Source organism: Prosthecobacter sp., from assembly GCF_044232965.1.
Classification (GTDB): Bacteria; Verrucomicrobiota; Verrucomicrobiia; order Verrucomicrobiales; family Verrucomicrobiaceae; genus Prosthecobacter.
The window spans coordinates 1-24,082 of record NZ_JBIIKX010000083.1 but is presented as its reverse complement, the minus strand read 5'-3'; the positions used below and the strand labels follow the sequence as shown (position 1 = coordinate 24,082).

The 24,082-nt window shown below is 60.9% G+C and carries 25 protein-coding genes; 16 read left to right on the top strand and 9 right to left on the bottom strand.

Features of this window, described 5'->3' with window-relative positions; translation table 11 throughout:
* The 16 genes from ACILSI_RS23350 to ACILSI_RS23275 form a co-directional block, all read left to right on the top strand.
* Positions 1–648 (top strand): glycoside hydrolase family 3 C-terminal domain-containing protein (locus tag ACILSI_RS23350; RefSeq protein WP_395724330.1); only part of this gene is annotated, 648 nt, incomplete at its 5' end.
* Between the two features lie 27 nt (positions 649–675).
* Complete coding sequence (locus ACILSI_RS23345) at positions 676–798, top strand: hypothetical protein (RefSeq protein WP_395724329.1); 123 nt, start codon at positions 676–678, stop codon at positions 796–798.
* A gap of 25 nt (positions 799–823) precedes the next feature.
* Positions 824–3,823 (top strand): DUF4838 domain-containing protein, encoded by a 3,000-nt coding sequence (locus ACILSI_RS23340; RefSeq protein WP_395724328.1) that lies wholly within the window; start codon positions 824–826, stop codon positions 3,821–3,823.
* Positions 3,823–4,083, top strand: coding sequence for a hypothetical protein (locus tag ACILSI_RS23335; protein ID WP_395724327.1), 261 nt, complete (start codon positions 3,823–3,825; stop codon positions 4,081–4,083). Before ACILSI_RS23340 ends, ACILSI_RS23335 begins: the two co-directional genes overlap by 1 nt.
* A 2-nt stretch (positions 4,084–4,085) precedes the next feature.
* On the top strand, positions 4,086–6,854 hold the full coding sequence (locus tag ACILSI_RS23330; protein WP_395724326.1) for a LamG domain-containing protein: 2,769 nt from the start codon (positions 4,086–4,088) through the stop codon (positions 6,852–6,854).
* A 64-nt stretch (positions 6,855–6,918) separates the two neighbouring features.
* Positions 6,919–7,347 (top strand): DUF4442 domain-containing protein, encoded by a 429-nt coding sequence (locus ACILSI_RS23325; protein WP_395724325.1) that lies wholly within the window; start codon positions 6,919–6,921, stop codon positions 7,345–7,347.
* A gap of 193 nt (positions 7,348–7,540) precedes the next feature.
* Positions 7,541–7,663 carry a hypothetical protein gene (locus ACILSI_RS23320; protein ID WP_395724324.1) on the top strand — a complete coding sequence of 41 codons (123 nt, stop codon included), beginning with the start codon at positions 7,541–7,543 and terminating at the stop codon, positions 7,661–7,663.
* Positions 7,664–7,746: 83 nt separating this feature from the next.
* The gene (locus ACILSI_RS23315) at positions 7,747–9,072 is read left to right on the top strand and encodes an RNA polymerase sigma factor (protein WP_395724323.1); all 1,326 of its coding nucleotides are present in this window, start codon (positions 7,747–7,749) and stop codon (positions 9,070–9,072) included.
* A gap of 31 nt (positions 9,073–9,103) precedes the next feature.
* A complete protein-coding gene (locus tag ACILSI_RS23310; protein WP_395724322.1) occupies positions 9,104–9,316 on the top strand; it encodes a helix-turn-helix domain-containing protein in 213 nt (70 codons plus the stop codon).
* A gap of 24 nt (positions 9,317–9,340) precedes the next feature.
* Positions 9,341–10,174 carry an IclR family transcriptional regulator gene (locus tag ACILSI_RS23305; RefSeq protein WP_395724321.1) on the top strand — a complete coding sequence of 278 codons (834 nt, stop codon included), beginning with the start codon at positions 9,341–9,343 and terminating at the stop codon, positions 10,172–10,174.
* Complete coding sequence (locus ACILSI_RS23300) at positions 10,171–13,101, top strand: DUF1553 domain-containing protein (protein WP_395724320.1); 2,931 nt, start codon at positions 10,171–10,173, stop codon at positions 13,099–13,101. The genes ACILSI_RS23305 and ACILSI_RS23300 overlap by 4 nt, the downstream gene beginning before the upstream one ends.
* A gap of 78 nt (positions 13,102–13,179) precedes the next feature.
* A complete protein-coding gene (locus ACILSI_RS23295) occupies positions 13,180–14,427 on the top strand; it encodes an SGNH/GDSL hydrolase family protein (RefSeq protein ID WP_395724319.1) in 1,248 nt (415 codons plus the stop codon).
* Positions 14,424–15,572 carry a BPSS1187 family protein gene (locus ACILSI_RS23290; protein WP_395724318.1) on the top strand — a complete coding sequence of 383 codons (1,149 nt, stop codon included), beginning with the start codon at positions 14,424–14,426 and terminating at the stop codon, positions 15,570–15,572. The genes ACILSI_RS23295 and ACILSI_RS23290 overlap by 4 nt, the downstream gene beginning before the upstream one ends.
* On the top strand, positions 15,569–16,585 hold the full coding sequence (locus tag ACILSI_RS23285) for an alpha/beta hydrolase family protein (protein WP_395724317.1): 1,017 nt from the start codon (positions 15,569–15,571) through the stop codon (positions 16,583–16,585). The genes ACILSI_RS23290 and ACILSI_RS23285 overlap by 4 nt, the downstream gene beginning before the upstream one ends.
* A 233-nt stretch (positions 16,586–16,818) precedes the next feature.
* Complete coding sequence (locus tag ACILSI_RS23280) at positions 16,819–17,745, top strand: hypothetical protein (protein ID WP_395724316.1); 927 nt, start codon at positions 16,819–16,821, stop codon at positions 17,743–17,745.
* 20 nt (positions 17,746–17,765) lie between these two features.
* Positions 17,766–19,205: a DUF1501 domain-containing protein gene (locus tag ACILSI_RS23275; protein WP_395724315.1), complete on the top strand. Its 1,440-nt coding sequence runs from the start codon at positions 17,766–17,768 to the stop codon at positions 19,203–19,205.
* Positions 19,206–19,303: 98 nt separating this feature from the next.
* On the opposite strand, the gene ACILSI_RS23270 is transcribed toward ACILSI_RS23275, so the two are convergent.
* The 9 genes from ACILSI_RS23270 to ACILSI_RS23230 form a co-directional block, all read right to left on the bottom strand.
* Positions 19,304–20,254: an ATP-binding protein gene (locus ACILSI_RS23270; RefSeq protein ID WP_395724314.1), complete on the bottom strand. Its 951-nt coding sequence runs from the start codon at positions 20,252–20,254 to the stop codon at positions 19,304–19,306.
* A 22-nt stretch (positions 20,255–20,276) separates the two neighbouring features.
* On the bottom strand, positions 20,277–20,627 hold the full coding sequence (locus tag ACILSI_RS23265) for a hypothetical protein (RefSeq protein ID WP_395724313.1): 351 nt from the start codon (positions 20,625–20,627) through the stop codon (positions 20,277–20,279).
* An 18-nt stretch (positions 20,628–20,645) separates the two neighbouring features.
* Complete coding sequence (locus ACILSI_RS23260) at positions 20,646–21,131, bottom strand: DUF6908 domain-containing protein (protein ID WP_395724312.1); 486 nt, start codon at positions 21,129–21,131, stop codon at positions 20,646–20,648.
* 24 nt (positions 21,132–21,155) lie between these two features.
* On the bottom strand, positions 21,156–21,503 hold the full coding sequence (locus ACILSI_RS23255; RefSeq protein WP_395724311.1) for a hypothetical protein: 348 nt from the start codon (positions 21,501–21,503) through the stop codon (positions 21,156–21,158).
* Positions 21,500–22,108, bottom strand: a complete 609-nt coding sequence (locus ACILSI_RS23250) for an AAA family ATPase (protein ID WP_395724310.1) — start codon at positions 22,106–22,108, stop codon at positions 21,500–21,502. The genes ACILSI_RS23255 and ACILSI_RS23250 overlap by 4 nt, the downstream gene beginning before the upstream one ends.
* Positions 22,109–22,139: 31 nt before the next feature.
* On the bottom strand, positions 22,140–22,316 hold the full coding sequence (locus ACILSI_RS23245) for a hypothetical protein (protein ID WP_395724309.1): 177 nt from the start codon (positions 22,314–22,316) through the stop codon (positions 22,140–22,142).
* Complete coding sequence (locus tag ACILSI_RS23240; RefSeq protein WP_395724308.1) at positions 22,309–22,878, bottom strand: hypothetical protein; 570 nt, start codon at positions 22,876–22,878, stop codon at positions 22,309–22,311. The genes ACILSI_RS23245 and ACILSI_RS23240 overlap by 8 nt, the downstream gene beginning before the upstream one ends.
* Before the next feature lie 23 nt (positions 22,879–22,901).
* Positions 22,902–23,528, bottom strand: a complete 627-nt coding sequence (locus ACILSI_RS23235) for a hypothetical protein (RefSeq protein ID WP_395724307.1) — start codon at positions 23,526–23,528, stop codon at positions 22,902–22,904.
* Positions 23,529–23,612: 84 nt separating this feature from the next.
* A partial coding sequence (locus ACILSI_RS23230; protein WP_395724306.1) for a hypothetical protein occupies positions 23,613–24,082 on the bottom strand: 470 nt, incomplete at its 5' end.

The window sequence follows — 24,082 nt, the reverse complement described above, 5'->3', positions numbered from 1 at the left end:
CTCTTCAGGCAGCGACTCGTGGATTCGGCGAAAATCCCCGAGGTCTTCGCCACGAAAGCCAGCGCCGGAGTCGCCCGCCGCATCGCGCGGGAGAGCGTCACGCTTTTGGAAAACACCAACGGCCCCCTGCGCGCCGACGCGAAGCCGGGGCTCCTCGTCATCAGCAACGGCAGCACTGCGACCATTGATGAAGACAACGCCGTCCAGCATTCGCCGACGAATCACCACCTCAACGAGAAACTTCGCCAGCACGTGCCAGGCGCGCAGACGATCATCCTTTCCACCACGATGAAGCCCGACGAAATCGAGCGCGCCTTCGCCGCCGTGCAGAAGGCCGATACCGTCGTCTTCGGCATCTTCACCCGCGTGCGTCCCTACGCCGAGGAGGCCATCGCAGTGCCCAAGCCGTATCGCGAACTCATCGAGCGCACCGCCGCCGCCGGGCGCAGCATCGCCCTGCTGAACTTCGGCAATCCCTACGTCATGGCCGACCTGCCGAAACCCGCCCTCTCCCTCTGCACCTTCAGCGACGCCACCGACTCCATCACCGCCGCAGTGGAGGTGCTCTTCGGCGAGTTGAAGCCGCAAGGCCAACTCCCTGTCCGCATCTCCGCGCGCTATCCCTTCGGATATGGCTTGAAGGCGTGAACGGTATCGGAGCAGCCGACGAACTTTATGAAACCCACCCTCACCCTCCTCACCGCCCTGCTGCTCGCAGCCCCAGCTCACGCGGACCTCGTCGCCCACCTGCGCTTCGACGGCGACCTGACGCACCCGTTGACTGTTGTAGCAGTTTAATCATAACACTTAGCCCCCCCAAAAAATGAGCCTCGCTGGACCAAAAACGCCTTTATCCCACATATTGTTCTTATTTGTTATTACATTGCTTGTTCAGCGTGTGGCGTTGGCAGGGGTGCCTATCGTAAAAAATGGAGAGGCCAAAGCGATCATCTACCTGCCGGCGGATGCCACTCCGACCGCAAGGTATGCAGCGAAGGAACTGCAGGAGCATATCCGCAAAGCAACGGGTGCTAAATTGGAGATCACCTCGACCTATGTGGAAGACGGTCCGGCATCCGTTATCCTGGTGGGGCCATCGGCCAAGGCAACCGCGCTCGGAGTCACAACAGAGGGGCTGGGTTTGGAGGGGTTCCGGCTCAAGACCGGGGACGGTTGGTTGGCGCTGCTCGGCAACGACGACGACAGGGAGCCATTTGTTGCTTTGACCGGGGATAAAAACGTGAAGCTCAATGGCACGCTCTGGGCGGTCTATCACTTTCTCCGGGAGCACGTCGGTGTGCGGTGGTATATGCCGGGAGACCTTGGCACGGTGATCCCGACACTGGCTTCACTCGAGGCACCGGAGATCAACCTGACGTCCCAACCGGCTCTGCGGCGCCGTGTGGCGCAGATCATCCGGGCCGACCGCAGACCTCCGAATCCCGAAGACTGGTCGCCATCAAGCAAACTGGGGCAGTGGTATCTGCGGCAGGGACTCGGCCGCGACTCCCGCACCACTTTCAACCACACGTTTCATTTCCTCACAGGAGGAGAAAACCAAAACGCCTTCGGGAGGGAATATGCGAAGAAAATGAACTACCGGAAGACCAAGCCGCAAATCTTCGCCGTGCTCCCCAATGGCGAGCGCGACTTTGACACTACCAGTTACGGCATGGGCAATCTCAACCTGTCCGAGCCAGACACCCTCTCGGAATTCGTGAAGCTGATCCGCACGCGCTTCGACGAAAACCCGGGTTTGGTGGAATTCACCGTGGCACCGAATGATGGGTGGCAACCGTGCATGAGCGAGGGTTCTCTGGCGGCACTGCCTGCGGAGCTCCGCGAGCGCCTCCGCAAAGAGGCGAAACCGAAGTTCGTTGACGGGACCTTACGCTACCAACTCCCACCGGAACTGATGGAGGAATTCCGACGTGCTTCCGCGGAAAACCTTCTGAGGTTTACTGCAGCAGTGGCAAGCGAGGTTTACAAAACCCATCCGGACCGCTTCGTGGGAATGATGATCGGCTACAATACCGGGTATGAACCCCCGAAGGACATCAAATTCCCTCCAAACATTACGGCGATCTACACCAAAACGCGGGCGAGATATTTCGATCCCGAATATAAGGCTCGAATCGCAAAAGAACTCGGCCTGTGGAGCAAAATCATCCCAAAGCTGGACATTTGGGAGTATTCACTTTGGTTCGCGCGCCCGTGGGGAGCCCGTCCGGACATGGACGGTTATCCGATCCTCTACTCTCAGAGCCTGCAAGAAGACTTCGAAATGACACGTGGGAAAATCGCAGGTGAGTATTCCCAGAATTGGAACATCGTTTACGCTAAGCCCGGTCTGGGACATCTCATGCAGCATCTCATGGCGCAGATGCTCTTCGACCCGGACCAGAAGGTTGCTGATCTGCTGGAGGAATATTACTCCCTTTTCTACGGAGCAGGCCGTGAACCAATGAAAAAGTTCTGGACACTTGCCGAGGCGTGCTGGATGCGCAACACCAGCGATCTCGATCAGCGCACCCAGGCTGCGGAGTCGATCGAGCGCGTGTTCCCCATCAAGGATCTGGCGGAACTTTTCCGATTGCTTGAACAGGCCAAGACTATGGTCCCTGAAGGCTCTCAGGAATACCAACGCATTGCCATGATCGCCGATGAGATGGAAGTGAACCGCGGGCGATTGCTGGCTGCGCCGGTCGAAGTAGAAAATGCATTCGGCCCATGGTTCTTCAGGCCAGATCCAGAGGACCGCGGAGCAAAAGAAAAATGGTTCAAGGCAGATACATCGGGCCTCCCGAAAGCCACCGAGGTGCCGGTCCCATCATGGCTATCCAAAACGCCCGTGGGCGAATACCTTGGCACCGGGTGGTATGAAACCAAGCTCACCATTGCCGATAAGACCCGGGGCCGCAGGTTGCAATTGCGCTTCAACGGAGTGGATAAGCAGGCGTGGATCTACTGGAATGGAGAGTCTATCGGGGAGCACAGCACCAAATCGACCGGGCTTGACGTTACTCAGCTCTATGATCGCCCATTCGTTGTGAACATTCCTGAAGGATCATTGGATCCTTCAGGCGTGAACCATCTCGTGGTTCGCACCCATGCATCGCAGGGGCAGCACGGTATCTGGAAGCCTGTTCAGTTGGTTGCGATAGTTGCGGGTGACGCCCCGCCGCCACTACTGCAATCCTCCGCAATTTTCCCCGCCCCTAAGATCGAAGGCGGTTTTCCGACGGACTGGCCTTCGGCGGAGTTCGGGTTGTATGGTCCGGATGGTTCTGTTGCGAGTCCGGCGACCCGGGTGAAAGTCGCCCACGACCCCAAGTTCCTCTATGTGGCTTTTCTGTGCGAAGAGAATGATCCGAAAAAGGCGGCATCCGGCGAGAAGGAGACAGGGTGGACATGGAAGAATGGCAACTTGACCCGCCCCCGCCCCGCAAACAATACCTTTGAAATCCATCTCCAGCCCGACGCAAACTCCAACGCGTTCGCGTCAGTCATGGTCAATGCGGGCGGAGGTTCGGCAACTTTTTTTGCAAAGCATCCGGACTTTCCTAATCCGGGCGACTGGCGGCCCGGGCAAGTGGTTGCCACGAAAGTGACCGATGCCGGCTGGTCCGGGATGGTGGCGATTCCGTGGGAAAGCCTTGGCATCAAGCTTATTCCCGGGATGAGCATCAAAGCCAACTTTTTCCGTTATCGGCCGGAAACGAAACGGGCGACCTGGTCACCCTCCCCGCCGGCATGGACATCCAAGATGGAACTGGAGCGCGGCACTGAGCGCTTCGGCACAATTTCTTTTCCAGAAGAGTAATGAGCACAATATGCAAGACCGAGGCCTTAAAAGCCCATTCACCCGCCAGCCGAGGTCAGACACCCTCACACCCATCCCTGCGCGACGTCCAGCAAATCCCCGACGGCACGATCCATCTCATCTGGGATTTCTCTCGATCCAAGGAGCAGGAGATCCTCATGACCACCTTCCGCAAAGAAGACGTGCTCGCCGCGCACGACGAAGCCGCCACCCGCGTGAAGACCAATCGCAAGCTCGTCAGCAAAGGAGGGGCACCATGAACATGAAACCCACAGTTACCCTCCTCGCCGCCCTGCTACTCGGCTCATTTTCACCGGCCCATGCGGACCTCGTTGCCCATTTCCGCTTCGATGACGACCTGAAGGATGTCACCGGTCAACACCATGGCCGCCCGGTCGATCCGAAGCTCACGCCTTCTTTTGCTCCCGGACGCGTCGGCAACGCGGTGGTGGTCGAAAAGGTCAACGCAGGCATCGAGCTGGCGAATCCTTTGGCGATTGATTTCAGCCGCGACTTCACCCTCGCGACCTGGGTCAATGTGGGGAACTACTACGCGGAGATGCCGGTGCTCTTCAAAGGCCGCGCCGATCTGACCGCCGCGCCCGACAAGTTCTTCGGCGTCTTCGGCATCGAGGGCCTGCAAGTGCATGGCGAGGGCCAGGGCGAGTGGATCACGAACTACCGCGCCTCGAACGGCCTCGTGCCAAACGACGGAGGATGGCATCACCTCGCGGTGACGTATCGCGCGAAGGAGGCTCCGCATTTCACGCTCTACGTGGACGGCCAGGGCAAGACTCCCGCTGACAAAGGCACTTTCCGGGGCCGTGATTTCACGCTGAAGCCCGATGCGCCGGACGGCGTGCTGCGGATCGGCTGCCGCGCCGATGGCGACACGTGGCGCTATGTGCGCTCGCATTTGCGCGGGCTGCTGGATGAACTGCAAATCTACGACGAGGCGCTGAAGGCAGAGGACATCCGCCATCTCTTCGAGCATCCCGGTAGCGTGGCTGGGCAAGGCGAGGCAGTGGCCTCCGCGACGAGCTTTCAGTTCGATCCGGGGCATCCCTGGCGTCCGCCCTTCGGCGTGGAGCGTGTCGGCCTCACGCCAGTGATCGTGCAGTTCGCCAGCGACACTCGACCAGCCCCGGAGCACTGGCTCGCGGCGTATCGCGAGGGCAGGGAGGTGGAGAGGAAAGAGCTCGATGTGGTCGGAAACGCCCCCTTCACCGCACACGTGACCTTCGCCACCTCGCCCGCGCCGGAGGAACTGGTGCTGCTCGCCAAAGACAAGGACGGCAAGGCCATCGAGCGAGCCTGCTGGAAGGTCGAGCGCCCGGCTTTCGAGGCGGACGCGGAAGCCGCAGCTGATCCAGTGATGAATCCCGTCGATCTCGGTGCGATTTTGCCGCCTGCTGACTGGTTGGTGCTTGGTCCGAAGAAGCAGGCTCGCGTGACCCTCGCCGCGTTCTCCAGCAAGGAGGCCGTTTCCGGTGCGGAGGTGCTCGCGTGGTTCGAATCTTCGCCGAATCGGCCAACCAAAGCCGCAGTGGAGTTGCCAAAAGGCATCCGCACCGAATTGAAGATCGCTTTGCCGCCTCCGGCTTTCACGAAGCATCGCGACACGCTGCATGTGACGATCCGTGATGCACAGGGCCGTGAACTCTGGCACAAAACCATCACGACGATGCTGATGCTTGATACGCCGAAGCTGCCCGCCTTCGGAGCCATCGAGACGAAGCTGCGCTACGACTACCCGCTGCTCTCTTATTCCGGCCCGGATGAAGTGACCGAGATGCCTTATGACAAAGCCTGGGCACCGGAGCGGAAGGATGTCGTCGTCGCGTTGCCGAACGGTTCGCGCTTCGTCTTCTGGCGCGGCGCGGCCTACACACCCTTCTGGGCCGGGAAGCACAACACCGCGCTGAACTTCGAGTTCGCCGAAGCGCCCCGCCGACCGGATGGCCTCGACTGCATCGACGCCGCCTCCGACAAGGAACTGCGCCGCAGCCGCGTCGAGATCCTCGAATCCACCGCCGCCCGCGTCCACGTCCGCTGGACCGCGCAACCCTGCGACCTGAACTACAAAGTCTGGGGCGAAACCGCGACCGAGGATTTTTATTTTTACCCCGACGGCTTCGGCTCGCGCACCGTCACGCTGCAAAGCGAGCCCAAGGCCGAATACGAGATCGAGGAACTGCTCATCCTCACGCCGCCCGCCGGTTATCCGCTCCGCGTCCTGCCGGAAAACCTCATGGACGTGCTCTTCCGCGATGGCTCGAAGCGCGAGCTGAAGTTCCCCATCCTCGACCAGGAGCGCGATTACGAGAAGCTGCTCTCCGGCGAACTCCCGCCACTCTTCCGCATCCGCTTTGGCACCCGCGAGCCCCTCGCCGCGATCTACTTCAATCCCGGTTGGAAGCGCCTGCCCTCCACCGCTTACCGCCCCTTCTACAGCCAGGGTCAAATGGTCACGCCGTTCTATTGGGGCAATCATCTGCCGCTCGCCCGACGCAAGCCCACCGGCATCAACATCGACGACCTCGCCTCGATGACACCCGCGCACAACGCCATGATGTCCTGGGGCCACCGTCGTCCGCAGCCTCTCGAAAGCCGCACCGCCGACATGCCCGACGCCCTCGGCGTCACCCGCAAGATGCAGGTCGAAAAATGGGCATGGCTCATCGGCCTCAGCGATACCGACGACGCACGCCTCCTCGAATGGTCCCGCAGTTTCGCCACCCCACCGCAGATCCAGGCCGAAGGCGCACGCTTGCAAAGCCCATCTTACAACACCGAACGCCGCGCCTCGCTGCTCAAGGTCGAAAAGCCCGTCGTCTCGCTCACAATCGCCTCGAACACACCCTGTGTTCATCCCGTCTTCGAGCTTCAAAACGCCCCCAAGACGCTCTCACGCGTGGAACTGAACGGCCGTCAACTGGCCGCCACCGACTACGCCTGGGACGGCCGCGTTCTCTGGCTCAACGCCACGCTGCGCGATGAGTCGACGCTGCGTCTGACTTTCCGCGAATAACCTACATGGCAAGCTGTCCGCTAAAAATGGAGTCCGAGCGCTAAATCAACTCACGAATAACCTCATGAACACCGTCACTGATCTTCCGTTCAACCGGTTGCTAGATATTCAACCCGCGGATGATGCGACGAAGCTGCTTCAACTTCCGGCAGGCGGGCAGTACCTCAACCATCTCGGCACCGTCCACGCGAGCGCGCTGCTGGCATTGGCGGAGGCGAGCAGCGGGGAGTTTCTGCTGCGTTCGCTCGGCGGAACGGATGGGATTGTGCCTGTCGTGCGGCGATTGGAGGCAAAGTTCCGCAAACCGGCAAATGGCGTCATCACCTCGGCCGCCAGTGTCGCCGATCATGCATTGGACGAACTCCGCGCCGGATTGGCAGGCAAAGGTCGCGGCCTGATTTCCGTGAATGTCGAACTGCACGATGATTCCGGAGCACACGTGCTGTCCGCCACGGTCGAATGGTTCATAGCGACGTCAAAAGAAGCAAGCTGACGAGGCCTGGCTCCACTCGCAATTAATGCTACGCCAAGAAACCATGATCACACCACCCTGCGAGAGACCGCGACGCTGCGGCGGATCATCATCCACACTGTCGGCATGAATCGCATTCACACACATTGCCCCTCCTGATGCACGAACAACCAATGGGGCTTTGACTATGAGCGTGGATTCGGCTCATTCGAGTATGAACCGCCGTCTGCCTGTCTATCTCCCCATCAGGGCCAACAGCAAGGATCAAAGGCAGCTTCATTTGTCTGAACATGGGAAATTTTACGGCACCAACAAGCATGGCGACGAGAACCGGTGATTCTCAGAGCAACCTGCGGCATGCAGATTTTTTGACAATCGCACGCATAAATACCGCTTCTCGTGCGACCTTCATGAAACGCAATGCCATCCGATCTTCAGCACCTCCAGCGCTATGCCACGACCGGCGATGCCCACGCGTTTAGTGAGCTGGTGCAGGCGCATGGAGCCATGGTGCATGCCACGGCGCTGCGGGTGACTTGCGATGCGGCGGCAGCACAGGATGTGGCGCAGGAGACCTTTCTGGAGCTGGCGCGAAAGGCAGGCGGCATCACGCAATCCGTCGCCGCGTGGCTGCATCGCGTGTCGTGGAATCGCGCTTGCGATGTCGTGCGTCGCGAAACCGCCCGAAAGCGTGTCGAGGAGGCGATGGCGGAGACGTGGCACACGGATCGCGAGGCGAGGTGGCCGGACATTGAGCCGCATGTCGATGAGGCGCTCAACGAGCTGCCGCAGGATCTGCGCGAGGTGCTGGTGCTCTACTTTCTCGAAGGACGCACTCAGGCGGAGGTCGCGCGATATCTCGGCAAGAATCAAGCCACGGTCTCCCGTGCCATCGAGCGCGGCATCTCGGCCATGCGGGAGGCCTTGCGCTCGCGCGGCGTGATCGCGGGCGCGGGTCTCGTGGCCTTGTTCGCCGCTCAGCCAGCCCAGGCCATGCCCGTCGCTGTGCAGGCTTCCTTGGGAAAACTGTCTCTCAGCGGCGTGGGCCTACCTGCCACGGCCACCGTTTCATCCTCCACTCTCTTCACTACCACCCTCATCACCATGACCTCCATCAAGAAATCCACCATCCTCATCTGCCTGCTGCTCTGCCTCGTCTCCCTATGGTTCACTTGGACTGCCTTTCAGCCAAAAGCATCGCCAGTCGTCAAAACAGCCGATTCAGCTCCAAAACCAAAGGATTCGTCCTCGTCCGCGCCCAAGCCCGAGAAGCCCCCAGCCGCCCGCAAGCCACTGACCATCACCTCTAAAGGCAAAGTGCGGCTCAAACCGGGGGAATCCGCCGTGCTTGGTTATTGGGAGATCGCCCCTGGCATGAACGGCATGGCCATCGTGACGCCGGAGACGACGCCTGAAGGTCACGTGAAGATGGCGGCCAAACTGCTGCAAATGTCCGATGCTGCCGTAGCGGATGCGGACGCCCACGATATGTTTCCCGACATCTTCGATTTCGAAAACTACAGCGCCATCGACCCACAGCGGCTCGGTGAGCTGCAAAGCAAACTCCAGAGCACTCGTGGTGCCGACATGCTCTCCATCCCCACTGTGACAAGCCTGCTTGGACAGCCAGCAAGCATTTCCATCGGCAATTCCGATGGAACCCTGCTCTCACTGGATTTGAAAGCAGAACCCGTTGCCAGTGATGGTGGCTACGACCTCAGCATGGGTCTTCAGCGGCAGGAATGACCTCTCTTCCAAGTCCAATGGCAAACCGCCCATGCCCTCCGCGCCGGACAACCACGACGCCCACGACTATGCCGAGCGCATCCGCGAGCGGCTACCGAGACGCTTGCAGGAACTTCGTGAAGGCTGTGGCCTGAGCATGTGTGCGCTGTGGATGAAGTGCGGTGTCTCGCGCGACACGATCAGCCGTATTGAGGGTGGCGACACGATCCCCGGTGTGCATGTGCTGGCGCGGGAAAATAAGTGATTTTTTTCCGCAAGAAATTCTGGTGTGACAGGTATTCGCTCCGTGATACCCATAGAACACGTTCCAAATACGGCACAGAAGCGTTCCAAGAATGCTGCGAGTGCGAACATCGAGGCTCCGGCACTGGACCGAGGGCTCGCGGTCCTGGAGGCGCTGGATGCGAGGCCGGAGGGCATGAGTTTGTCGGAGATCAGCCGCGTTATCGGCAGTCCGAAGAACTCGACCTCACGTTTGGTGCAGACCTTGATGGTGCGCGGCTATGTGGAGCGGGATGAAGCGACGATGATCATCCGGCTCACCGGAAAGCTGCTGCGGCTGGGGCATCCGCGTGTGGGTCGCGTGAGCCTGGTGGAGTGTGCGCTGGAGCCGATGCGGGCGCTGCGGGATGCGGTGGGCGAGACGGTGCTGCTCGGCATTCCCATCGGGGATGAGGGCGTGATCATCGAGCAGGTGGAGAGCACGCAGGCGGTGCGGATCTGCGTGGAGATCGGGCTGCGCTTTCCGTTGCACAACAACGCTCCAGGCAAGGTGCTGCTGGCCTTTCAGCATCCGAAGGCCTGCGAGCGGACGATCCAGCGGCTCAAGCTGGCGCGTTTCACCGCGCGCACGATCACGACGAAGGAGGCGCTGCGACAGGAATGCGAGCGCGTGGTGAAGCTGGGCTACGGCACGGACTGGGGCGAAGCGGACGAAGGCATTCATTGCGTGGCCGCGCCGGTATTTGACCGGCCGAATCACCTGCTTGCAGTGATTTGGGCATCCGCGGTGGCCGGGCGCATGCCAAAGGCACATTTTCCCAAAGTGGCGGTCGAGGTGATGAAGGCCGCGCGTGAGATCGAAAGGAGGCTGCGGGCATGAAGCGGTTCTTGTTGCTCATTGGATGCTTCGCGGGTGTTTCGAGCGTTTTTGCGGATGAGTTCTTCACCTCGAAAATCGAGCCACTGCTCAAGCAGCGCTGCTACGAGTGCCATTCGCATGAGAAGAAGATGAAGGGCGGGCTGACGCTCGATTCGAAGAGCGGATGGGAGCAGGGCGGCGACTCGGGACCGACCTTGGTCGCGGGAAAGCCGGAAGACAGTTTGCTCATCAAGATGGTGCGTTGGAGCGATGACGAGCATCAGATGCCGCCGAAGGAGAAACTGCCATCGGCGGAGATTGCGCTGCTGGAGGAGTGGGTGAAGCGCGGTGCGCCTGATCCGCGTGTGCTGTTGAAGAAACGGCCCACGGAACTGGACTGGTGGTCGCTGAAGCCGCTGGTGATGCCAAAGATGCCGGAAATCGCGGGCATGGATCATCCGGTGGATCGTTTTATCCGTGCGCGTCTCGCCGAGCGGAAGATCATGCCTTCGCCGGAGGCGGATCGGCGCACGTTGATCCGGCGTGTGATGTTTGATCTGCATGGGCTGCCGCCATCGCAGGCGGAAGTGGAGGCATTTGTGCAGGATGCGGATCCCAGGGCTTATGAGAAGCTGGTGGGTCGCTTGTTGGAGTCGCCGCGCTATGGCGAGCGCTGGGCGCGGCACTGGCTGGACACGATCCACTTCGCGGAGACGCATGGCTGCGGCCACGACCTGCCTCGCGATCAAGCATGGCGCTACCGCGACTATGTCATCACCGCGCTGAACGAGGACAAGCCGTGGCCGCGCTTCGTGCGCGAGCAACTCGCGGCTGATGTGTTGTTTCCCGAGGAGCCGAAGCTCATCGCGGCGCTCGGTTTCCTCGGTGCGGGCGTCTTTGACCAACCCGCCTATCAAACAGCGCGGACGAACTTCGACTATCTCGACCGCGATGACCTGGTGACGCAGACGATGGGTGCCTTTGCCAGCACCACGGCGAACTGCGCCCGCTGCCACGCACACAAGTTCGATCCCATCTCGCAGGATGACTACTATGCCCTACAGGCCGTCTTTGCGGGACTCATCGAGGGAAACATTCCTTTCAATGAGGACAAGGCGGTCGCGCAATCGCGGAAGCGCTGGCAAACGCTCCTCACCGTCGCCGAGGCGAAGGATAAGGCCGCCCTGCTCAGTCCGGAAAACACAGCGCTGGTCATCACCTGGGAAAAAACGCAGGGTGCGCCGGTGAAGTGGAGTCCGCTGGGTTATGAGAGCTTTGTCAGCGCCGAGGGATCGACCCTCAAGCGCACTGGCGAAACCATCCTGGCTTCTGGCTCCAAGCCCGACAAAGAGACCTACATCCTCACCAGCAGCGTGCCGCTCGCGAAAGTCACCGCGCTGCGCCTCGACGTGCTGGCGGACCCTTCCCTGCCGATGAAAGGGCCGGGGCGTCAGGACAATGGCAATCTGACGCTCAGCGAGATCGAGGCTCAGCTCTTCGATTCCGGCACCGCGCAGTCGGTGAAGTTGAAGTTCACCCGTGCCACGGCGGACTTCGATCAGCAGGGCTGGACCTCGGGGATGGCGATTGATGGCAACGCGGCGACTGGCTGGGGCATTCATCCGGCGGTGGGCGTATCGCACCATGCGGTGTTCGAGCTGGCGGATACCATCGCCATCAAGCCCGGTGCAAAACTCACGCTCACGTTGAAACAGCTCTCGGGGAAATCGCATCTCATCGGCTCCTTCAAGCTGTCCGTGACCGATGAACCCGCCGTGCGTGCCGCCGCCATGCCAATGCTGGCGCAAGAGGCGCTCACGCTGCCTGCCGAGAAACGCAGCGAGTCGCAGCGCCTCGCGCTCGCCGCCCACGCGCTGCGCATTCGTGCCGACGAGGAAATGAAAAAGCTGCCAGCGCCGGCGCAGGTCTATGCCGCCGCGAAGAAGGCCGACGTGCTGCTCGCCGTGAGCAAAGGCACGCCGACCACCATCGGCAAACCGAAGACCGTGCAAGTGCTGAAGCGCGGCGAGTTTGACAAGCCGATGAAGGAAGCCGTGAGCGGTGCCTTGAGCGCGATTAAGGCGCTGCCCGCCCGTTTTGAAAAGGCGCACACCTCGGATGAATCCGCGCGCCGTGCCGCGCTGGCTGACTGGCTCGCGGATGAAAAGAACCCGCTCACCTGGCGCAGCATCGCGAACCGCATCTGGCACTATCACTTCGGTCGAGGTCTTTGTGACACGCCAAACGACTTTGGCCGCATGGGCGGCACACCATCGCATCCCGAGCTGCTCGACTGGCTCGCATGCGAACTGCGCGACAGCGGCGGCTCCTTGAAGCACCTGCATCGCCTCATCGTCACCAGCGCCGCGTATCGCCAGAGCAGCGAGCACCGCGACGATGCGGCGAAACTCGACGGCGACAACCGTCTGCTCTGGCGCATGAATCGCCTGCGCCTCGACGCCGACAGCTACCGCGACTTCGTCCTCGCCGCTGCGGACAGACTCGACCTCACTGTCGGCGGTCCCAGCGAGCGGCAATTCATCACCGGCCCGCCCGTGCAGCTCACGCCCACGCTCGACTACGCCGCCTACGACTGGTCTGCGCTGCCGAAACATCGCCGCAGCATCTACCGCTTCGTCTGGCGCGGCGTGCCCGACCCATTCATGGACACGCTCGACTTCCCCGACCTCGGACTGCTCGCTCCGAGCCGCAGCTTCTCCGCGTCCTCGCTGCAATCCCTCGCGCTCTACAACAACAATTTCGTCCTGCACTTCAGCGGCGAACTGGCCAAACAAATCACCACGCCCGCCGATGTGGCGCGCCGCATCCTGCTGCGCGAACCGACGGCGGATGAGCTCCGCAACTTCACAGCGTATGCGCAGAAGAACGGCCTCGCCGCCCTCTGCCGCGTGCTCATCAACAGCAACGAGTTTCTGTTTGTGAACTGAATCCCATTACTCATGAAATACATCCTTAACCTCCCTCCCGTTTTTCGTTTGGCACTAACAGCTTGCGTCGCGTCATTGATGAGCACCTCCGCCGTTGCCGATGATTCGCCGCTGTGGGATTTGGCGCGAAATGAGATTCCGCACGCGCTACGGTCGGGAGCCGTCGAGAAGGTGGACGGCGCAGTCAAGCTGCGGGACGGCGCGGCGTTCGCCGTGCCACCGGAGGCATTTCCAGACCAGGCGAACTTCACCGTGCAGGTCACCCTTTCACTCGATGCACTGGTGCAGGATGCGGTCTTCACCGCGATGCGAAAACAGAGCGAGAAGGACGACGGCTTTTCCTTCCACTTCAACTACCGCGACAACCCGTATTACGCACGACAGGTCAACTCCGCGGTGAACAACATCCTGATGACCGGCGGCTCGCTGAACGGTCGTCTGGAGCCAAAGCTCGACACGCCCTACACCCTCACCATCGCAGTCCGCAAAGGACTCGCGACGTTCTACCTCGACGACATACCGTGCAAGACCTGCTTCATGGAACTCATCCCCAATCGCGAACCGATGTGGATTGGCCGCAACACGAACCCGAAGGCGAAGACCATGCCCGTGACGATTCGCGGCGTGAAAGTGTTCGGCCCTTCCTTCAGCTATGTCTCGAAGCGCGAGTCCAAGCCCGAGTTCCCACGCGGCGCAGTCGCGGGCAAAGGCTGGGCCCTTGACGTTCCCAAGCTCGACAACCCCGATTGGCCGAAGGTGCTCATCTACGGGGACTCCATCTCCATGGGCTACAGCGGCACCTTCATCCCGGAGATGTTGAAGCAGAAAGTCTATGTGTTTCACTGCGTGCATTTCGTCGGCGGTGACGTGCCCGAGGCCGCGCTCACCGAGATGGCCGCGCGCTACAAGTTCGACGTGGTCGTCTTCAACAACGGACTCCACTCCCTGAGTTGGACGCCCGACAAAGTGTCCGACACCGTCGTTCTGGAGCGCATGCAAAAGCTGACGCGCTGCTTCAAAAAAGGCGCACCCCAGGCGAAGATTTACTACCTCCTGACCACGCCTCACACCGCCGCCAAATCTGCTCCAGACAAACCGGTCACCAGCCTCGGTGACAAGAACGATGTGGTCATCCGGCTCAACACGCTGTCGAGCCAAGTGATGAAAGAGGAAGGCATCGAGGTCATCGACGCCTATGCCCTCCTGGCCTCACACCTCGAACTCGCGGCCGGCGACAACTTCCACTGGCAAGGACCCGCCTACCAGTTGCTCACCCAGGAAATCAGCAAGCGAGTCATGTCCACGCTGGAGGGAAGCAAGCGATGAACACCATCAAGCTCACACTCCTCACCGCCCTGCTGTTGATAGGCGTTTGCGCCAGCACCGCGTCAGCCGTGCAGCAGCGTGTGTTCTTCGCGCCGAGTGCGACGGATCCGGCGATCACGCAGTTCAACAACAACCACTATGCCGTGGTGGATCCGGCGGTGACGAGTCGCGGGCGGTTAGTGCTCTTTCTACCGGGAACGGGGGCAATTCCGTTTCATTACCGGGAGTTTCCGCAGAACGCCGCCAGCCTCGGCTTTCACACGCTGGGGCTGATGTATCCGAACGGCAGCGCGATCAACTCTCTCTGCGCCCAAAACGCGCCGCTGGATGGCGATGCGGCGGGCAATGCACGGCAGGAAGTCATCGACGGCACGGACCGCGTGACCTTTCTCAGTGTGGACAGCACCAATTGCATCCAGGGCCGACTGCTCAAGGCGCTGCAATACCTGCACACCACCTATCCAACACGTGGCTGGGGCCAGTATTTCAGCGGCAATGCCGTGCTGTGGAGCAAGCTCATCGTCTGTGGCCACTCGCAGGGCGCGGGGATGGCGGCGATGCTGGCGAAGACCCGCGTCACGGATCGCTGCGTCATGTTCACTGACATGGACTGGTGGGTGGCAGGTAACCGCCCCTACAACTGGATGTCCACCGCGCCGCAGACGCCTGTGGACCGCTGGTATTTCTTCGCCCACGAGCGCGATCAGTTCCTCGAATTCGCCGAGATGCAGATCAGCGCCACCGCGCTCGATGTGTCGCGCTACGGCACCCATGTGCAGGTGGAGACATCCACCTCTGCCAGCTACAGCGGTCGGCATTTTCTCTCCACGAATCTGGAGCCAGCACCCGCCCAGCCGGACAGCTATCACGGCTGCCCCATCGTCGATGCCGCTCTTCCCATGCAAACCGATGGCGTCACCCCGGTCTTCAAGCCCGTGTGGGACTACCTGCTCCTGCACGACACAGCTCCGATCACCATCGAGACCGGCAGCAGCACCCTCAGCATCATCTTCTCACCTGGCACGCTGGAGCAATCGGACGGTCTCACGCTCTGGACTCCACAGCCAGCGGCCACCAGTCCGCTGACACTGCCACTCGGCACGCTTCCTCCGCGCCGCTTTTTCCGACTCAGCACAACGCCATGAAAGCCCTTCTCTTCCTCATCTGCTCTCAGTTCCTAGTCCGGGCGCTTTCGGCAGCGGATCTTTCCAGCAGCGGACCTTTCAAGGTCACGATCATGGAGTTCCCGGAGCTGACGGATGCACACCGGGAGAATCGCAAAGTTCCCATCAAGGTTCATCTGCCCGATGGTCGGGAGCTTTGTCCCATCGTGGTGATCTCGCACGGTGCCGGAGGTGACTGGGACACGCACTTTGCGCAGGCCCAGCACCTCGCCTCCCATGGTTATGCGGTCCTTTGCCTGGAGCACATCGGCAGCAATCTGGAGCGAATGAGGCAGGGCATGCGGTTCATGAAGAATCTCAATGAGATGATTCGTGATTCCAATGAAGTGCTTGGTCGCCCGAAGGACGTAAGTTTAGCACTCGACTGTGCCGCCGAGTGGAATGGCTCGCATCCGAAGCTGCGCGGCCGACTCGACCTTCAGCAAGCTGGTGTGATGGGTCACTCGTTCGGCGCCTTCACCACAATGGTCGTATGCGGCATGAGACCCGCGCTCGACTGGCTCACGCCGCGAGTCAAGCCGGGCAAAGGTCTCGGACCGGATCTGCGCGATCGCCATGTGAAATGCGGTGTCGCGCTCTCGCCACAAGGCGCGGACGAGCCGTTCTTCATTCGCGAAAGCTTCGCCTCGTTGAAGGTGCCGCTGCTCGGCATCTCCGGTACGGAGGATCGCCAGCAAGGCGGCCTGCCCGCCAGCAACCGTCTCGATGCCTTCAAACTATGGCCGGAAGGCGCGAATCGTTTCATCTGGCTGACGAATGCCCGCCACCTCGACTTCACCGACTCCACTGGATCATCACGTCGTGCGATGTCTTCGCCCACACGAGAAGACGTCCAGCCCATCGTCCGCGCCGCCACGCTCCTGTTCTTCAACTCCCACCTCAGAGCCGACTCCGAAGCCGCGAAACAACTCCAAGGCGTTCTATTGAAGCCCTACTTGCGCGGTGTTGTGACCAACGTCGAGGTGCTGCGCTGAATGCCTCCACCGTTGAACCCCATGAACACACCTCCACTTCATACCCGACGCGACTTTCTCGCCGGCATCAGCAGCGGATTCGCGGGCGTCGCGCTTTCGCAAATGCTCGCTCGCGATGCCTCTGCCAGCGTCCCGGCGCCGCGTGCTGCTCAACAGCAACGAGTTCCTCTTTGTGAATTGAAGCTTTCCTCAAAAACCACCCCGCGAAATCCAATCTCAAGAAGCCAAACCTCATGAAACACAATTTTACCGCCATCATCTTCACCGTCCTCTTCAACCCGCTGGTCACACTCCTTGCCGCTGACGCCCCCGTTTCCCACCGTATCCTGTGCGCCGACTACAACAGCGTGAGTCGTGTTGGCGGCAAAATCGCCATCGTGGACGCCGATGGCAGCGTGGAGTGGGAGTTCCCCGCCAAAGGGCCGGGCAATTGCATGATGCTGCCGAATGGGAACATTTTGTTCTGCGACATCGAGGGACCGAAGGAGGTGACGCCGGACAAGAAAATAGTCTGGCAATACCAACCGAAGGCCCCGGCGCTGTGTCACTTTTGCCAGCCGTTGCCTGATGGCCGCATGCTGATCGCGGAATCGCTCATGAGCCGACTCATCGAGGTCGGGCGCGATGGGAAAGTGATCAAGGAAATCAAAGTGCCTTCCAACCCCGCCAAGGTGAACAGCCATCAGTTCCGCGGCATTCGGAAGACCGCCGACGGCCATTACTGGGTGTGCATGATGGAAGAAGGAAAAATCCTCGAGCTTTCCCCTGAGGGAGCGGTGCTGAAAGAGATTCAGCTGCCCGGGCTTCCCTGTGAGGCCATCAATCTTCCCGACGGGCACCTCCTCGTCACCATGTGGAAGCCAGGCAGGGTGGTGGAGCTGGATGAGAACCTGAAGACCGTCTGGGAGATCACGGAGAACGAACTGCCGGGCAACCCGCTGCGCATTCCCTTCGGCTGCCAGCGGCTGCCCAATGGCAACACCCTTGTTTGCAACTCGCTGATCTTGGGCTTTGTGGGCAAGCAGCCTCAGGCATTTGAAGTCACGCCGGAGAAGAAGGTCGTGTGGGAGTTCGCCGATCACGGGCGCTTCAAGGTCGTGACTTACATCCAGGTGCTCGATGCGCCTGCGGACGCTACGAAGGGCGAAGTCCTCCGCTGAATCTTCAACCCCATCACACCATGAACCCATCCTTCTCATTGCACTCCCGCCGCGATTTTCTCGGCGGCATCAGCAGCGGATTCGCTGGAATCGCGCTTTCGCACTTACTGAGCCGCGATGCCTCCGCCAGCGTCCCGGTGCCGAGGCCGGAGTTCAATGGCGGCATTCATCATCCGGCCAAAGTGAAGCGCGTCATCCAGCTTTTCATGAATGGAGGAGTGAGCCCGATGGATACCTGGGACTACAAACCCGCGCTTACAAAGCTCGATGGGCAGAAACTCGGCTCCAAAACCAAGATCGAAGGCGCGACGGGCATGCAGGGTGCGTTGATGAAAAGCCCCTTCGAGTTCAAGCAGCACGGTCAGTGCGGCAAGTGGGTGAGCAGCCTCTTCCCCGAGCAGGCGAAGCTCGTCGATGAGATGGCCTTTCTCCAGGCGATGACCGGTCGCTCGAACGTCCACGGCCAGAACGCCTACCTCATGAACAACGGCTTCCTGCTGCCAGGCTTTCCCTGCATGGGCGCGTGGATCTCGTATGCGCTCGGCAGTCTTAGCGACAACCTGCCCGGCTTCATCGTGCTTCCGGATGCCCGCGGCCTGCCCTACAACGGCCGCGGCTGCTTCACTGCTGGCTTTTTGCCCGCCGTGCATCAGGGCACCCTCATCAAGGCCGACAGCCCGCAGCCCATCGCCGACCTGTTTGCTTCCGACAAGTTCGCCTACGCCACTCGCGGTGCCGATGCCGATGGACTCGCCCTTTTGAACCAGATGAACCGCGCCCATGTCGCCCAACATCCCGGCGATTCACGCCTCGCCGCCCGCGTGGCTGGCTACGAACTCGCCGCGAAGATGCAGATGAGCGCCCCCGAGGCCTTCGACGTGATGCGCGAGCCTGAGTCCGCCCGCAAAGCCTACGGCCTCGACAGCACCGACAAACCCACCGCCGACTTCGGCAAACGTTGCCTCCTCGCCACGCGCCTCGTCGAGCGCGGCGTGCGTTTTGTCCAAGTGTGGAGCGGCCCAGAGGGCGGAACGAACAACTGGGACAACCATGGCAACATCCCCACGCAACTGCCGCCCATGGCCCGCAGCATCGACCAGCCCATCGCCGCCCTGCTTCAGGATCTGCGCCAGCGCGGTCTCGCCGAAGACACGCTCGTCGTCTGGACCTCCGAGTTCGGCCGCACGCCCTTCTCCCAAGGCTCGCTCGGCCGTGACCACAACTGCGGCACCTTCGTGAGTTGGCTCTGGGGCGCAGGCATCAAGCCCGGCATCACCCATGGCATCAGCGACGACATTGGCTACCAGGCCGCGCAAGACATCACCACCGGTTACGACCTCCACGCCACCATCCTCCATCTCCTCGGCATCGATCACGAGAAGCTCACCGTGCGCACGAACGGCGTTGACCGCCGCCTCACGGATGTTCATGGGCATGTGGTGAAGCAGATTCTTGCGTGAATACTCATGCCCGATGCCTTCCGCAACCAAGGCGCCCATGACTACGCCGAACGCATCCGCGAGTCGTCGTGGTGAAAGAGACTGCAAACGAGCTCACATCACCTTTCACAAAACCCAATCATTCTCCGGTTCTTCCCCTTCTCCCCTGAGTGCTCCGCCTTCGATTTCTTCACTTTGGCGATTTCATGCTCCAGCATCATCTGAGTCACCATCCACTTCGCCGGGTCCGCATCTGTGCTCCCCGCATGAATCGCGTTCACGCATACATTCAGAATATCCCCACCACTGAGGCCGCGTGATTGCTCCGAGAGAACTGCGTAATCAGCCGTCACCCGATCTGGGTTGGGTAGATGAAGGGCGAACAACTCCCTGCGCATGGAGGCGTCTGGAACGCGGAACTTGATGTGGCGCTGGATGCGGCGGAGCAGTGCGGGGTCGTAGTTTTCAAACAGGTTGGTGGTCACGATCACCACGCCGTCAAAGCGGTCGAGTTCCTGCATCAGGCAGTTGCGGTTCTGGTTGATGGATGTTGAGCAGGATTCGCCGGTTGATACGCGCTTGGAGAGCAGGCTGTCAGCTTCATCGAAGAACAGCACCGCGTCGTGTTCACGGGCGGCGGCAAAGGCGGCTTTGATGTGCTTGGCGGTGTCGCCGAGGTATTTCGATATGACCGCGCTGTAGTCCAACTGATACAGTGGCTTGCCAAGGCGCAGCGCGATGCCCAGCGCTGCGCGCGTCTTGCCGGTGCCGGGTGGGCCGTAGAAGTTGAGGATGCATCGGCCCTGCTGCGGCTGGATGCTGCTCAAGTTCCAGATGCGGTCTAGGTCGGCGCGGATCTCCAGCGCCCGCAGACCGGCAAGGATGTCTGTCTTCACCTCAGGATGAAGGATCATCTTGTCGAGATCATGACGGGGCTCCGGCTGCACCAGCATCCCCACATCAGGGGGCTGTTCCTCTTCATCTCTTCTTCGGCGGCGCGGGTTGCGGTGGTCATCGGCGGTTGCTGCATCGGGTGGTAGTTCGATTTCAGGTTCGGTTCGTGTGGGCATGGTGGTGATATGGAGTTTGGGTTCAGGCATTTGGCTCCGCAGCTTGCGTAGTTGCAGTGCCGCAAAGTGCGGCTTCGATTCGTGTGGTGTCGCTGCCTTGAACGATCTGGCGTGCATAGGCTGGGATGCGGCGGCGTAGGATGATCATCTGTTTGGGGCTGAGGCTCCCGCGCCGCTGATACTGGCGGGCGAAGCTGGTCAGGATTTCTGCATCAGGTCCGGTGAACCCGATGCCATTGCGCTCAATGGTGGACTCGCTGTTCTGCTCGTCGGCGGTCTGGTTCTGGTAGATGCGTATCAGGGCACGCAGTGCCCAGCGGTCATTGCTGGCAAGGCGTCGGCGCAGTTGTTCGATCATGTCTTTCTTGCTCATGGGTAGGTGGGTTCAGGTTCATTGCCCTTGCGGGCCGTCTCCTTGCCTCGTCACCGTGCCTTCCGTTGTCGCACCGTTTGCAGCACCATATTGGCGCTGGAACACGGCCATAAACGCCTGCTGCTTGATATTGATGTCCCACTGTTTGGCGAAGCTGCGCAGCTCCTTTATCCACTGTGACTGCTTCACCTTGATCAAGCCTTCGCGGCTCGCCTCTGCCACCACTTGGTAGGCTCCAAGGTAACTGTTTTCATAGGTGAGCGGCGTCCATGTCGTGCCCTCTGCCGAAGGCACCACGAGGAACGTGATCTCTGGATCACGCATGGCATCGCCGTTCTGTTCGCTGTAATGCGCGATGCTGAGTTCATACGCGCCGTTGGGATAGGGGCCACCGATGACCTCGATCACCAGCCGCATGAACGGCGGGTTCTCGAGACGGAGGTAGCGGGTTCGGACAGCTTCAAAGCCGCCGTGTTGATCAATCATGGTCTGGATGTTTTGCATGGTCGTTTGGTATGGGGATGTTGGTCACCACTCGAAGAGCGGCAGGTCGGAAAAGGTTTCGCCATCGGCGTCGAGGCGTGCATAGGCGTAGCCACGGGCCTTGATGGCCAAGAGCACGGCTCGCAGATGCGGGAACGTCGTCATTTCATCGGCATCGAGGTCTTCGATGAGGAACAGATGACCCACGCCATCGAGGAGGTGGGCCAACAGGGGCGGATCATCCGGTGCACGACACTCCAACGGTCGAAGCCGCAGCAAGGCCTCAGCTTCGCTCGGTGGGATGTGCCGTGTGGACACTACGGGCACATGCATGATCCATGGGCCGGGGCTGTCGTGAAGGATGGGGATTTGGGCGGTGGTGAACAGGCTCATGAAGGTTGGTGGTCGAGGTAGGATTCGAGATCGGCGAGGGCGGCCCGCACACAGCCGCCGCTGCCCACGGCGATTTGTGAGGCCGTGAATGCAGGCACCGGCCAGTGCGTGCTCAGGAACGCCGCCAGTTCCTCCGTAGTGGGCGGCAGCAGCTTGATGGCTTGGAACCGCGTCTGGAACCGCTCGGTCAGCAGGTCTAATTGCAGGTTGCTCGTGCCGAGGAACGCGCGGCCCGGAGGCAGACGGTCCAGGTAGGTGAGCAACAAGTCCTGCGCTTCACGGGAACAGCGGTCCAGCTCATTGACGATCTTGACCGACCATGAACTGAACAGGCTGCCATAGGCAAGCTGCCGCATCCAATCGCGCACGAGGTCCACGGTCACCTCGCGCCCGTTGTAGTCCTCGATGGCCAGCGGCGTGCCGGCCAACTGAAGCGCGACCAGTTCCACCACGCTGGTCTTGCCCACTCCCGGCGGACCGTAGAGCAGGAGCTTCATCGTGGCGGAGGGATCGCAGGCAAGCCGCTTGGCTTTGCTGACCTGCGCCAGCGCCACTCGTTTGGCCTGGCCGATCAAGTCCTCCGCTGTGCGTGGTCGCCAGTTCATCGGAGAAGCTGGAGCTTGTTTGAGAACACGTTCACGCGGCTTGGATGCCATGATGGACCTCCTTTCCATGAGTCGTGGAGAGCGTCGTAATCGCGGCCGTGATGGCCCGTGCGCCCTTCTTGTAGAGCGTGACGGCCAGCAGTTCGCCGTCGATCCACACGGCCCAATAACGCGAACCATACTTGGTGATGGTGAGACGATCACTCATGGGTCCAGCCCTCCCGACGGATGCGTGCCTTCACGGAGTTCACTGACAGCTTAAACTGCGCGGCTGCCTGCTTGATTGAACCGGTGCGGCGATAGAGTCGTTTCACCGCTTTCCAATCCACCACCGTGCCATTGGTGGTCACACTGGTGAGCTTGCGTCGTGGCTTCGGCGTGGGCGTGCCAATGATCTGGTCCACCGCAGGCGTGAACGCATCAAAGCGCTGCGGCGGTGGCGGCGGATCATCAGGCGTGATACGGGCTTCGCGCAAGCTGGCGAGTTGTTCTCTGACTGCTTCGCTGGCGATGGGTCGCAGCATCTGCTCCACCGTGGCCGGAGCTTGCCCGCCGTTGAGGCGTTGCAGGGCCTCGACGAGCCGCGCATCCACGATGCTCTGAATGAGATCAATGGGGATTTCCGTGATGGCATAGACCACGCCGGTCAGCGAGTTGAGCCCCATCAGGGCTTTCATTTGCTCACGGGCTTCACGCGGGGAGTCAGCCTCCACACGGTCATCGAACAGGACTTGGCCAGCACGGCTGGCGATCAGTTTGAAGAGTTTCATTTTCGTTTCGTTTTGGGTTTGGGTTAGCAGGCAAAAAGGCAGGACTGGTGGCGGGGAAGGTGATCCGCAGGCTGCGTAGCCTTGCGGCGTGCTTGTGCGGATTTCAGGCGTGGCAGGAAGAACGTGTTGCTCACTTTCATGCCTCGCCACGCTTCCCATGGACCGAAGAGGCGGGTTTCATGAGCGTTCATCCACACCCAGCGCCCTGGCAGCTTATTGAGCGCATCAGGGCCGGTGGTGTGGACCACCAGTGCCGCTGCGCGGGTGTCACTCATCGGCGAGGTCGGCAGCGTCTCCTTGCGATGCTGCTCAAGCCGCATCAGGGCATCCACATACCCGCTCCATGTGCCGTTGTGGAACAGCACGCTCTCGGCCATGCCCGAGAGGCTCACGCTGGCCTTCGGCGTGACAGGGAAGGGATGACACAATCGCGCATCAACTCCGCCCACGCTGGCCCAGCGGAAGTGGATGACCACTTCGCCCTCCAATTTCTTGAGCAGGGTGATGAGTTCACCGGTGCTCAGGTTCTTCTGCCATTTTACGCGGCCACCTTCCCGCCATGCCACGCCCGCGCCGTGCGGGTTGGCTTCATGACAGGCATACAGCACCTCGGGCTTCGGGCGCACGGTTTCAGGACAAATCAGGATCACACACATATCAGGTTCGTTTCTTGGGTTCGTTGTTCTTGGGTTTGGCTCGGCTATCCGCAGACTGCGTATAGAGCGGGCAAAGGGTTAGAGGTTCGCGTCGGGGTAGCGGCTATCGAACTGCTGGCAGAGCCGCTGCGCGCTCTTGCGGTAGTGGCGGAACTCCGAGTGCAGCTTGCCGAAGAGCCCAAGGGCGACGGGCCGCGCACTGCCGGTCCATCCGAGGTAGTCCCACAGGAAGCGCAGGCCATCCGACGCCGTGGCGGTGCGCTTGGCTTGGATCTTGTTCTTGCCGAACCCGCCGAGACAGCGGACCTCGCAGGCGCGGCGACACAGGCCAAGCACGCTGGCTAGGTGATGCATGATCTTCTCGATGTTCAGCGTGCCGGCAAAGACGCGGAACTCCACCACGCCGATGAACCGGCCATCGCGGTCACGCTTGAACGCTTTTCTAAAATTCACCATGCCGCGCCCGCATTGCTCGGCGCACTCGGCTTTGACCCGCTCCTGCTCGCAGGTGACGATCTTGCGCATGTGCTGGGCGGTCTGCTCATAGA